The organism is Prevotella micans F0438, from assembly GCF_000243035.1.
GTDB classification, from domain to species: domain Bacteria; phylum Bacteroidota; class Bacteroidia; order Bacteroidales; family Bacteroidaceae; genus Prevotella; species Prevotella micans.
In genome coordinates this window covers 180,234-193,753 of record NZ_JH594521.1, presented here as the reverse complement: position 1 = coordinate 193,753, position 13,520 = coordinate 180,234, and the positions used below count along the sequence as shown (strand labels likewise).

Sequence of the window (13,520 nt, the reverse complement as noted above, 5' to 3'; positions counted from 1 at the left end):
GGCTTTCGAAGACCCGGAACGTCGCAATCCGACAATAAAAAGGACTTTCCGAGGCCTCGGAACGTCGCAATCCGGCAACAAAAAGGCTTTCGAGGCCCGGAACGCCGCAATCCGGCATAAAAAGGCTTTCGAAGCCCTGGAACGCCGCAATCCGGCAATAAAAAGGCTTTCGAAGACCCGGAACGCCGCAATCCGGCAATAAAAAGGCTTTCGAAGCCCTGGAACGCCGCAATCCGGCAATAAAAAGGCTTTCGAAGACCCGGAACGCCGCAATCCGGCAATAAAAAGGCTTTCGAGGCCTCGGAACGTCACAATCCGGCAGCCTAATCCGGAAAACAAGAGAAAAATTGCCGAGGTTTCAAAATGCTTCAACCTTGCACTACCTTTGCATTAAACAAAAAATTAATTGATATGAAGAGAACATTATTCACAGCGCTATTGCTCGCGAGCCTCGCCCTGGCAAGCGCACAGAGAGTAAACATTCAAACGGAAAACATGTCGCTAGTCATCTCTGCCGAAATCGGAAAACAACCGGAATTCGTCTATTTCGGCTCGCCACTTAATCCGAACGAAACACAAACCGTACCCGCACCAACCGGCGGACGAATGGACGCCTATCCCGCATACGGAATGAACACCCCCGCACCAGCAGCCCTCGCCTGCAAACATGCCGACGGAAACATGTCGACACAACTCGCCGTAACCGGAACCGAAATAACCCCAAACCTCGTAACCATACACATGAAAGACAAGGTTTATAACCTCAAAGTCGACCTGAAATACAAAACATTTCCCGGCTCCGAAGACATCATCGAAACCTGGACCGAAATAACCAACAACGAACACTCCACCGTAACACTCACCAACTTCGCCTCGGGCATGCTGCCCGTCAGACGCGGACAAGTTTGGATGAGCCACCTCTACGGCTCGTGGGCCAACGAAGCCAACCTGAGCCAAGAACCCCTTAAACCCGGAGAATTCATAATCAGAAACAACGACGGAATACGAAACTCGCACACCGACCACGCCGAAGTAATGTTCTCGCTCAATGGCAAACCACAAGAAAACACAGGCGACATCATCGGAGCCGCCCTGTGCTATAGCGGAAACTATCTGCTCAAAACCGTCACCGACGATACCGAATACCACTACTTCTTCGCCGGCATAAACCCCGAAAACTCGGAATACCATCTCAAAAAAGGCGAAACATTCGTAACCCCACACCTAGCCATAACCTTCTCGAAAGAAGGACTCTCAGGAGCCAGCCGAAACTTCCACCGATGGGGACGACTCTACAAACTGGCACACGGAAACCAAGAACGAATGATTCTGCTCAACTCGTGGGAAGGAGTGTACTTCGACATCAATCAAGAAGGAATGAACCAAATGATGGCCGACATCGCATCCATGGGAGGCGAACTCTTCGTGATGGACGACGGATGGTTCGGAGGAAAATATCAACGCAAAACCGATAACTCATCACTCGGCGATTGGACCATCGATAAAAACAAACTGCCACAAGGAATCGACAAATTATTGAGCGACGCAAAAAAACACAAAATCAAATTCGGAATATGGATTGAACCCGAAATGACCAATACCATAAGCGAACTCTACCAAAAACATCCCGACTGGATTATAAAAGCCCCCGGACGCGAACCCGTGCCCGGAAGAGGCGGAACACAACTGGTGCTCGACATGAGCAATCCCCAAGTGCAAAACTTCGTCTTTGACGTGGTAGATAATCTCATGACAAAATACCCCGAAATAGCCTACATAAAATGGGATGCCAACATGGCCATCATGAACCACGGCTCACAATATCTGCCCATGACCAACCAAAGCCATCTCTACATCGACTATCATCGAGGATTGCAAAACGTTTGCGAACGAATCAGAAACAAATATCCCAACCTCATTATTCAAGCCTGCGCCAGCGGAGGAGGTCGCGCCAACTGGGGAATACTGCCCTACTTCGACGAATTCTGGGTGAGCGATAACACCGACGCCCTCCAACGCATATACATGCAATGGGGCACAAGCTATTTCTTCCCAGCCATCGCCATGGCATCGCACATCTCCGCCGCACCAAACCATCAAACATTCCGCACCATTCCGCTCAAATACAGAATCGACGTCGCAATGAGTGGACGACTGGGTATGGAAATTCAACCCAAAAACATGACCGACGACGAAAAAGCCCTCTGCCAACAAGCCATAAAAGAATACAAAACCATACGCCCCATCGTACAAATGGGCAACCTCTATCGACTCCAAAGCCCCTACGACCGCTTGGGAGTAGCCTCGCTAATGTATGTCACCGACTCCCGCGACAAAGCCGTCTGGTTCTGGTGGAAAACCGAAACCTTCATGAACCAGCACCTGCCACGTGTGAAAATGGCTGGGCTGAAGCCAAATAAAATGTACACCGTTCGCGAACTCAACCGCATCGACAACACTCCGCTGCCATGTGAAGGCAAACAGTTCAGCGGCGCCTATCTCATGGAGCAAGGACTCGAGATGCCCTACACACACGACGTCGATTACAACAAACGCAACGCCTGGGCCAGTAGAATACTCCTCCTGGAATGAAGAGAAACCCCGAATCCATCGAAAAAATTATGAAGAACGAAGAAATCAACCTTGCCTGGCAGTTCGTAAAGAACACCGGCGCACACATCTTTCTCACCGGAAAGGCCGGAACAGGCAAAACAACCTTCCTCAGAACGCTCAAACAACAAGTTCCCAAACGAATGGTAGTGCTCGCCCCAACCGGCATTGCAGCCATCAACGCGGGCGGCGTTACAATTCATTCATTCTTCCAGCTGCCCTTCTCGCCCCATATTCCAAACACAACGTTCAAAAGCAAGACAACAAACTTTAGATTCGGGAAAGAAAAACAACGCATAATCCGAACAATGGATTTGCTGGTGATTGACGAAATAAGCATGGTCAGGGCCGACCTGCTTGATGCTGTCGACACTGTCTTGCGGCGTTATCGCGACCGCTATAAACCTTTCGGCGGAGTGCAGATGCTCATGATTGGCGACCTGCAACAACTACCGCCCGTGGCGAAAGACGACGAGTGGCGACTGCTGCAGCAACACTACGAATCACCTTATTTTTTCTCGAGCAATGCGTTGCAACAAACAGAATACATCACTATCGAACTCAAGCATGTCTTCCGGCAAAGCGACGCATTATTTCTCGACCTCCTAAACCAAATAAGAACCAATCGAGCCGACAAACGTACCTTCGAACTCCTAAACCGCCGCTACATTCCAAACTTCAATCCGCCCGAAGATGCCGGCTACATCCGCCTCACCACACACAACTATCAGGCCCAGCAAATCAACGACCGCAAACTCTCCGAACTATCTTCGCCAGCCTTCAGCTTCCATGCCGAGGTAACCGGAAACTTCCCCGAGCAATCCTATCCAACCGACGAAATTCTCACCGTAAAGAAGCAAGCCCAGGTTATGTTCGTGAAAAACGATTCCAGCGGACAAGGACGCTACTACAACGGAATGCTCGGCAAGATTATCGACGTGTCGCAACAAGAAATAACCGTACAGAGCAACGACGAAAACACAACCATCAAACTATCCCGAGAAGAATGGACCAACACCCGATATGTGCTCAATAAAAAAACACAGGAAATAACCGAAGAGGTCGAAGGAACCTTCAGACAATATCCTCTACGACTAGCCTGGGCCGTCACCATACACAAAAGTCAGGGCCTCACCTTCGAGCATGCCATCATCGATGCGCAACACTCCTTTGCTCACGGACAAACCTATGTTGCGCTAAGCCGATGCAAAACACTCGACGGACTCGTGCTAAGCACACCTCTCGACCCCTCGGCCGTTATTTGCGATACAAAAGTGAACGATTTCAACGCCTACGCAGCCGCCCATCAGCCCAACGACGAAATGCTTTCCCGGATGGAAAAGACTTATAAACTAGCACTACTCGACGAGCTGTTCGACTTCCGCCCCGTTGGATTAGCATTCGAAAAACTATTCCGACTCCTCGTAGAACACCTCAGCAAAAAACTTCCCCTGCTACTCACTGAATACAAACAGGCCCGCGAAAGGCTCGACGAACTAAGTAAAGTAGCCGTGAAGTTCAAACTGCAATACACACAGATGCTATCCACCGAGGATTCCTCTATCGATAAGCGCATCCACTCGGCCGCATCCTATTTCCACAACGCGCTCTCATCTCTACACGAGCTGCACCGCAAATCGTCTATCGAAACCGACAATAAAGCACTAAAAAACCAACTGCTCGAACGGCAAACCGAACTCCATGAAGCATTAGTATTCAAACTCGGTATACTGGAATATGAAAGTCGACCAGAAGTTTCGTTCAGCGTGAGCGACTATCTTTCACAAAAAGCCAGGATACAGCTCGAGGCTATGACCCCACAGTCCTCCTCGCCCCGCAAGTCTAAGACACCTAAAACAAACACTCGCCAAATAACCTACACCATGTTTCAGCAAGGCCTGTCGGTAACCGACATTGCCAGCCAGCGCGGTTTAACCGAATCCACAATCCTAACCCATCTTCAATTCTATGTTTCCAGCGGAGAACTCTCATCGGCCCAGCTCGTCGATGCCGATAAACGCGACGAAATCCTAACCATTCTCAAACGTCAACCCTCCGAAAAGCAAACCCTGAGCGAAATCAGAGCCGCCGTCTCGGCTACCATAACCTACGCTGAAATAAGCCTCGTTATGGCCGACTTCTATCGAAACAGAATCCCTATCGACTCGAAAAACTAAATCGGTCATTAGATATTTTGCAAGCAAAGTGTTACAAATGAATACTCTTTACCAAGGGTGTTAAACACCTTTCGCCAAATGGTATTACTCTCCTCTACAGTCGAAAAAAAACACATATTAAAACATACAAAAAACAGTTTTTCCTCGTTATAAAGCCATGAACACACAAACGCTCATCTCTATCATCATGCCTATGCATAATTCGGCTGCATTCGTTGGCGAGGCCATCGAGTCGGTGTTGGCGCAGAGTTATCGCGAATGGGAACTTATTATTGTTGATGATGAATCGACCGACGCTTCTGTATCAATCGTTGAAGCATATGCCCAAAAAGATTCGCGTATACGCCTGTTCCGAAACCCAAAACCAATCAAAATGCCATCAGCTCCAAGAAATATGGGGCTGTCCATGGCAAAAGGACGATATATTGCATTCCTCGATAGCGACGACATGTGGTTACCCGAAAAACTAACACAGCAAATTCCCCTGATGCAAAACCCGCAAGTGGCTATCGTATATTCGAACTACGAAAAGATGACGGAAAGCGGAAAAAAAACAGGAAGAGTGATAAAAGCCCCACGACAGGCCGATTATAAAAAGTTATTGAGAGGTAATGTGATAGGTAATTTAACTGGCATCTACGACAAAGAAAAAGTGGGCATCGTACCTTTCCTAAACATCCACCATGAAGACTATGCCATGTGGCTATCCATACTGAAGCGAGGTTTCATTGCTCAAAACACCGGCACGGTAGCCGCTCGATATCGTTTGAGCAGTTCATCCGTAAGCACTAACAAATACAGAGTGCTGTCCTGGCAATGGAACATCTACCGAAACATTGAACACATCTCGATAATGAAATCAACCATCTATTTCGTGAGCTACGCCTTCAAAGCCTTTCTGAAAACACTGTAGAATATTATTCAGCTTCCCATACACATATGACACGGTGAGAATCTGAATATTACTCACCGTAGACAGACAAATTTGCAGTTCAGGCTGACAAATTTGTCTGTCTTTTTCCCTGAGGCACAAGCTTTGAATATTAACCACCGAATATCAATAACATAAATCCCGAAGTGCTTGGGAGAGGGAAATAAAACTAAGGAGGTAAATAATATGACATTCGAAAAATTCACAATAAAAGCCCAAGAGGCTGTACAAAGTGCACTGAACGCAGCAACGCGAAACAGCCAGCAAACCATCGAGCCGGTGCATTTGCTCGCAGGAGTGATGGAAAAAGGTAAGGATGTAGTAAACTACGTGTTCCAAAAGCTCGGAGTGAACGCACAACTCGTCAGCAACGCCGTAGAAAGTGAAATAGCCCATCTGCCGAAGGTATCGGGCGGAGAACCATATTTCTCGACCGATACAAACAGAGTGATGCAACAAACTATGGACATTTCGCAAAAGATGGGCGACGAGTTCGTAAGCATCGAATCCATTCTGCTGGCACTACTAAACGTTAGCTCGTCGGCCAGCAGGATTCTGAAAGATGCCGGCTGCACCGAAAAAGAAATGCGCGCAGCCATTGACGACCTGCGCGGAGGACAAAAAGTGAGAACGCAAAGCGGCGACGAGAACTATCAATCACTCTCAAAGTTTGCTCGTAATCTGGTTGAAGATGCCCGCGCCGGCAAACTCGACCCTGTGATTGGGCGCGATGAAGAGATTAGAAGAGTTCTGCAAATTCTGTCTCGCCGAACCAAGAATAATCCCATACTGATTGGCGAACCCGGAACCGGAAAAACAGCTATCGTCGAAGGATTGGCCGGACGAATTGTACGCGGCGACGTGCCCGACAATCTGAAGGACAAACAGATTTATTCGCTCGATATGGGTGCGCTTCTGGCCGGCGCGAAATATAAAGGCGAGTTCGAGGAACGCTTGAAGAGCGTTATAAAGGAGGTAACCCAATCCGAAGGCAATATAATCCTCTTCATCGACGAAATTCACACGCTCGTCGGGGCAGGCGGAGGCGAGGGTGCCATGGATGCGGCCAACATTCTGAAACCAGCCTTGGCACGCGGCGAATTGCGAGCCATCGGAGCAACGACGCTCAATGAATATCAGAAATACTTTGAAAAGGATAAGGCTCTTGAGCGGCGGTTCCAAACCGTTATGGTCGACGAGCCATCGGAACTTGACGCTATATCCATTCTCCGCGGACTGAAAGAGAGATATGAAAACCATCATAAGGTGCGCATACAGGACGACGCTTGTATTGCTGCCGTGAAATTTTCCGAGCGGTATATTTCCGATCGATTCCTGCCCGACAAGGCCATAGACCTTATGGACGAAGCTGCTGCCAAACTGCGCATGGAACGCGATTCGGTGCCTGAGGAACTCGACGAAATCACACGCAAACTGAAACAACTCGAGATTGAGCGCGAAGCCATAAAACGCGAAAACGACACGGAGAAAATTGAACAACTCGATAAAGACATCGCCGACCTCAAAGAACAAGAGCACACCTATCGCGCAAAATGGGAAGGCGAACGCAACCTGGTGAACAAAATTCAACAAGACAAGCTCGAAATAGAACGACTGAAACATGAAGCCGAAAGGGCCGAACGTGAAGGCAATTATGAGCGCGTAGCCGAGATTCGCTATTCCAGTTTGAAACAGCTCGAAGACGACATTACCAACATTCGCCATCAGCTTGAAACAACTCAGGGCGGCGAAGCCATGGTGCGCGAAGAGGTCACGGCCGACGATATAGCCGAGGTCGTTAGCCGCTGGACTGGCATCCCGGTCACACGTATGCTTCAAAGCGAGAAAGACAAGCTGCTCCACCTCGAAGACGAACTCCACAAGCGCGTCGTAGGACAAAACGAAGCCATCGATGCTGTTGCCGATGCCGTGCGGCGGTCGCGCGCCGGATTGCAAGACCCCAAAAAGCCTATCGCGTCGTTCATCTTCCTCGGAACAACCGGAACCGGTAAGACCGAGCTGGCCAAAGCCCTGGCCGACTATCTTTTCAACGACGAAACGATGATGACCAGAATTGACATGAGCGAATATCAAGAAAAGTTCAGCGTGAGCAGACTAATCGGCGCACCCCCGGGATATGTGGGATATGATGAAGGCGGACAACTAACCGAGGCCGTCCGACGGAAACCCTACTCCGTAGTACTCTTCGACGAAATCGAAAAGGCCCATCCCGACGTGTTCAACATCCTACTTCAGGTGCTCGACGACGGACGACTAACGGATAATAAAGGGCGCACGGTGAACTTCAAAAACACCATCATCATCATGACCTCAAATCTCGGCTCGCAATACATCCAACAGCAATTTGCCGAAATGACCGACCAAAATCGCAACAACGTGATTGCCGACACCAAAGCAGCGGTGATGGACATGCTCAAAAAGACCATCCGACCGGAATTTCTCAACCGTATCGACGAAACGATTATGTTCCTGCCGCTCACCAAGAAGCAAATCGGCGGAATCGTTCGTCTGCAACTCGAGCGGGTGAAGGAGATGCTCGAGCCGCAAGGGTTCGGACTTCAATGGACCGACCCGGCTGTAGATTATCTATCATCGGTTGGCTACGACCCCGAATTCGGTGCCCGTCCGGTAAAGCGCGCCATCCAGCGTTATGTTCTCAACGATTTGAGTAAGTCGTTGCTAGCCGAAAAGGTGAGCCGCGAAAAACCAATCATAATCGACAGTTCCGGCGACGGTCTGGTTTTCCGCAACTAGCCACAAGTCTGCCATCATATTTAATAACATACCGACTCAACCTTCATTGGGAATCCCCAATTTGAGGTTGAGTCGGTTTTTTTAGCATATACGCAATTTCGATTTAGGAGCAACTCCTCCTCGGTCGATATACCGCATTAGTGTAGCCATCCCCGGAGACGATTCTCCCCATCCACCTCCGCGCCAACTCGGGCGTTCCAACCCGAATGACATTTCTCTTACCTATTCTTACCTGGATATATTTATGACAACTCGGGCTGCAGGCCCGCATGTAGGGACAGACCCCGTGTCTGTCCGACCGGCCATCAGGCCGGATTCATGTACAATTGTTCGGGCATAGAAAGATAACACGTTTATACCGTCCTGATGGATGGACGGATGGACGGACGGGCGGACAGATAGAAGGGGTCGGACAGACACGGGGTCTGTCCCTACATGCGGGCCTGCAGCCCGAATTGGCGCGGAGGTAAACAAGAGAATCATCTCCGGGAATGTCCACACCAATACGGTCTATCGCCCGAAATATTTTTTGTCGCCGACGCATATTATTCCCGGAGCCAGAAAGTAGTTTTCGGTATCGAAATACGTTACGCCAGGAGTCAGAAGGCCTTTTTACTTCCATCATATATTATTTCAAGAGCCAGAAAGTAGTTTCGGGTGCCGGAATACATTACAACAGGAACCACGAAACCATTTTTGGTGCCGTCGTACATTATTTTGGGACTTAAACTCGTTTCCGGCCTACGCCGAACATTACGCCAAGACTTAAAAGCCTTGTTTTGCTGACGACGCACTCTACGAAGGGAGTCAGAAACCTTTCTTGCTGCTGGCGCACTTTACGACAAGACTCAAGTCTGCTTGCACCCTGCCGGAATACGTTACGATGGGACTAAGAAAATTAACTAACTATTCATTCAGTGTAATTTTAGTCTGTAATTTATTCATTGATTATTCAATTAGTGTAATCGAAGAATTAATTTATTAAATTAGCTTAGCAATTAGAATAATGAATATTTTATATTATATAATTAGCTTCCAAGTTAATCTAATTGATATATTACATTATAAAACGCATTAATCAATTATATTAAATAATATATTACAAGTATAAAATACAATCTCATTTATTTTAAACTAAAATTCACTTAAACGATATATAGTCTCATTTAGACTAAATGATATTTTACTTATATCAATAGTATTTTCATTTAGGCTAAACGAAGACTCGATTGTATAAAATATATTCCCATTTAATCTAAAAGGAATATTCATTGTATAAAACTATGATTCATTTAATCTAAAAGAAATAAGCGTTATAAAAAGGCATAACTCATTTAATATAAAAGAAATAAGCGTTATGGAAAGATATAACTCATTTAATCTAAAAGAAAAAAGCATTATGGAAATACATAATTCATTCAGTCTAAATGGGATAATTATTTGGTAAATACAAATTTCATTTAGTCTAAGTGAGAAAGGTATTAGTATAATACAAAGATTAAATAGTCTAATTGATAAATATATGGAGATTCACTCCCCTAACGTAGTTTTATCCAGCAGCCGGATAATATATTTAAGTCGTGTCGTAAAGTTAGATGGCAGCAAAGAAGGGTGCCTGACTCCCGTCGTAGAGTACGTCGGCAGCAAGACAGGCTTTTAAGTCTTGGCGTAATGTTCGGCGGGGGCCGGAAACGAGTTTAAGTCCCGAAATAATGTACGACGGCAACAAAAATGGTTTCGTGGTTCCTGTTGTAACGTATTTCGGCACCAAAATACTTTCTGGCTCCCGAAATAATATATGATGGAAGGAAAAGGCCTTCGAGACTCCGGGCACAACGTATGAAGGAAGGAAAAACTACTTCGGGGCTCCAGGAATAATGTACGATTACAACAAAAAGGCCTTCGAGACTCCGGGCGTAACGTATGAAGGAGGGAATAAGGCCTTGGGGATTGTCGTTTGGGTGTGAAGAGGGAATCTATTTCTTTTTTAGGCTGAGCATATCGGGGTTGAGATGGGTTACAGAAACGTGTGGGTCGCCTTTGGTGATTAGAATTTTGTAGAGTCCTTGTTTGTCTTTTCGTGTGTAGGTGTAGGTGGCTTCGTTGACGCGCCAGCTGGAGTCGATTTTCGAAATGCTGTCGAGCTTTTTGTAGAAGCCTTCGCCGGGGAGGTTTTTTAGTTGGAGGGTGGCGGTGTAGTTGCCGCTTCTGACGGTTTCTTCGTCGGCCGACAGGATTACGGAGTCGGGTATGATGGGTTCTTCTTTCAGGATTTTGTAGGCTGGGAATGGTTGGCCGGTTATGGCTTTGAGGTCGACCTCGACGGTGGTGTCGTTCGCGAGTGGTGCAAATTCTTTTGCGTCGACCGTGTCGCCCAACGGGCCAATGGCTGTTCGTCGTACGTTGCACGAGGTGAGGGTGAGGAGTAGAAGGAGGGTTGTTTTGCCGATGAGATTCATGAGGCTTTTGGTGTTGGTGGGTGTTATTCGCTTTCGACGGACTCGACGCGCGGTCGGTTTGCGGGACGTGAATTGTTGCGCGATTCTGATGACGGGTTTGCTGGGCGAGTGTCGGTTTGACGTTCGTTTCCTGCGTCGGGATGGCGTTCGTTTCCTGCATCGGATTGTGGGTTCATCGGGTCGTCGGCGTCGGGGTTAGGTTCTTCTTGGTCGGTTTCTTCGCCTTCCGGAACTATTGCTTCTATGGGGTCGACGGTTTGGCGATGGTAAACAGGGCCGGTGCAGTTGTATGTCGATGGGTCGATGTCTTCATCGGGGTCGAGCATCCATTTTGTGTGGTATTTCTGGAATGCTTTGTCGGCCATGAATGCTTTGATGAATGTTCCGCATATTGGCAGGGCTGTTTTAGAGCCTTGTCCCAGTGCTCCTGTTCGGAAGTGTATGCTTCGGTATTCTCCGCCTACCCATGCGCCCACTACGATATTTGGGCTCACGGCCATGAACCATGCGTCGGAGTGGTTGTTGCTGGTTCCGGTTTTTCCTCCCCAATCGGTGTCGGGCGTTGTGTAGAGTCGGAGCGATTGACTGGTTGCGCCTCCTTCAACAAGACCGGCCTTTAGCATTTGTTGCATGTAGAAGGCGGTTTTGTATGGCAGAACCTTTTTGTTTTCTTTCGGGGCAACCATTACTTCGTTTCCGTGCTGGTCGATGATTTTGGTTATTACAACCGGGTCGTGATGTTCGCCGTCGTTGGCCACGGTGCTGTATGCGCTGGTCATTTCGAGTAGGTTGACGTCGCTCGAGCCTAGTGCAAGTGATGGTTCGTCTTCAAGCGGGCTCTTGATTCCCATGTCTTGGGCTGTGCGGATGATGTTTTTGATGCCCATTTCTTGTCCGAGACGCACGGCAATGGAGTTTATGCTTCGGGCGAAGGCTGTTTTGAGTGGTATGGAGTCGCCTGTGAATCGTCCGTTTGCATTGTTTGGCGTCCATGTTCTAACGATTCCTGTTTTCTTGTCGGGCACTTGCATGGATATGAATTCGTCTTTGCGCTTGTCGCACGGCGTTAGTCCTTGGTTCATTGCCTCGGAGTAGACGAAGAGTTTGAATGTTGAACCTGGCTGGCGTTGTGCTGTTACTTTGTCGTATTTCCAGGTTTTGAAATCGACGTCGCCCACCCATGCTCTGACGGCTCCGGTTTGTGGTTCTATTGCTACCATTGAGCAGTGCATGAACTTCACCATGTATCGAATGGAGTCCATTGATGACATTTCTTTCACGATGGAGCCTTTGTCGTAGTCGAACAACGTAACGGGGTGAGGTTTGTTGAGATAAAATAGCACGCTGTCGGGCTGGTTGGGATATTTCTGGACGAGTTTTTTATAGAATGGCTGGCGCTGGGCTATTCCTTCGATAAATCCCGGGATTACGTTTCCATTTTCGTCGCGCCAGGGGTCTTGTCCACGCCAATGATAGTCGAATTCGCGTTGTATTCGCTGCATTTGTTTGCGTGCGGCGGCTTCGGCGTAGGCCTGCATGCGGGTATCGATGGTGGTGTATATTTTCAGTCCGCTACTGTACAGGTCGTATCCGTTTTCTTTCATCCAGTCTTTTATATACTCGCCAATATATTCGCGGAAATATTGTGCCCGCCCGTCGTAGTTTTCTTCTACCTGAATGTCGAGCTTGATTGGTTGTCGGGCCAGTGAGGCATATCTTGTTCGAGAAAGCTGATTTTGCCTAACCATGTTGCTAAGCACGGTGTTTCGTCGGGCTCGTGAATTCTTCGGATGGAGAATCGGACTGTAGTAGGTTGTTGCCTTGAGCATTCCTACGAGCGTTGCGGCCTGATTGGTGGTGAGGCGGGCGGGAGTGGTGTTGAAATAGGAGCGGGCGGCGGTCTTTATACCGTAGGAGTTGTTGCCGAAATCTACTGTGTTGGCATACATCGTGAGAATCTCCTTCTTCGAATAAACCAATTCGAGTTTTATGGCGATTATCCACTCCTTGCTTTTCATAATGAGAATGCCCAGGCCGGGAAGTTTCCCGAGCAGTCCGGTGGAATATTGCGTGCGAACGCGGAACATGTTTTTCGCCAGTTGTTGGGTTATGGTCGATGCGCCGCGGGCGTCTTTTATAGCTCCGCCCAAGCCCATGAAATCTATTCCGTGATGACTGTAGAATCGTTCGTCTTCAGTACTTATAAGGGCCTTCCAGAAGTCGGGCGTCACCTCGTTATAGGTTACGGGCGTGCGGTTTTCCTTGAAGAATCGGCCAATGAGAACCGAGTCGGCACTATAGATTTCGGATGCCGAATAGGTTGGCGGCGTCTTGATTGCGATGAACCCCGGTGTCTTTCCGAAAAGCCACAGGAAGTTTATATCGACCATACCGAAATAAAGGAATATTGAAACAAAAAACGAAACGATTCCAAGAGCGAGCTTCGTGTACCACGCTCTACCTTTATACAATTTGATATACCAGGGGAAAAAATTGACGACTGCTCGCAAAAGGTTCTTCACGAGACCTATGATTTTTTTGATCATCTTGTATGTTCAAACTTGTTCG

The 13,520-nt window shown here is 48.0% G+C and carries 7 protein-coding genes; 5 read left to right on the top strand and 2 right to left on the bottom strand.

Translation table 11 applies throughout. The features are described 5' to 3' along the window. The 5 genes from HMPREF9140_RS10630 to clpB form a co-directional block, all read left to right on the top strand. Positions 1–202, top strand: a 202-nt coding sequence (locus HMPREF9140_RS10630; RefSeq protein WP_006951072.1) for a hypothetical protein, incomplete at its 5' end; no start/stop codon positions are given. A gap of 209 nt (positions 203–411) precedes the next feature. Beyond that, a complete protein-coding gene (locus HMPREF9140_RS00735; protein ID WP_006951071.1) occupies positions 412–2,592 on the top strand; it encodes an alpha-galactosidase in 2,181 nt (726 codons plus the stop codon). A gap of 29 nt (positions 2,593–2,621) precedes the next feature. After that, positions 2,622–4,787, top strand: coding sequence for a helix-turn-helix domain-containing protein (locus tag HMPREF9140_RS00730; RefSeq protein WP_026253285.1), 2,166 nt, complete (start codon positions 2,622–2,624; stop codon positions 4,785–4,787). A 157-nt stretch (positions 4,788–4,944) separates the two neighbouring features. Then, on the top strand, positions 4,945–5,700 hold the full coding sequence (locus tag HMPREF9140_RS00725; RefSeq protein WP_006951069.1) for a glycosyltransferase family 2 protein: 756 nt from the start codon (positions 4,945–4,947) through the stop codon (positions 5,698–5,700). Positions 5,701–5,904: 204 nt separating this feature from the next. Next, positions 5,905–8,493 carry an ATP-dependent chaperone ClpB gene (gene clpB / locus HMPREF9140_RS00720; RefSeq protein ID WP_006951068.1) on the top strand — a complete coding sequence of 863 codons (2,589 nt, stop codon included), beginning with the start codon at positions 5,905–5,907 and terminating at the stop codon, positions 8,491–8,493. Between the two features lie 1,976 nt (positions 8,494–10,469). Here clpB and HMPREF9140_RS00715 read toward each other — a convergent pair. After that, positions 10,470–10,952 (bottom strand): hypothetical protein, encoded by a 483-nt coding sequence (locus HMPREF9140_RS00715; protein WP_006951066.1) that lies wholly within the window; start codon positions 10,950–10,952, stop codon positions 10,470–10,472. Positions 10,953–10,975: 23 nt separating this feature from the next. After that, positions 10,976–13,498: a transglycosylase domain-containing protein gene (locus HMPREF9140_RS00710; protein WP_006951065.1), complete on the bottom strand. Its 2,523-nt coding sequence runs from the start codon at positions 13,496–13,498 to the stop codon at positions 10,976–10,978. Between the last annotated feature and the right edge of the window lie 22 nt (positions 13,499–13,520).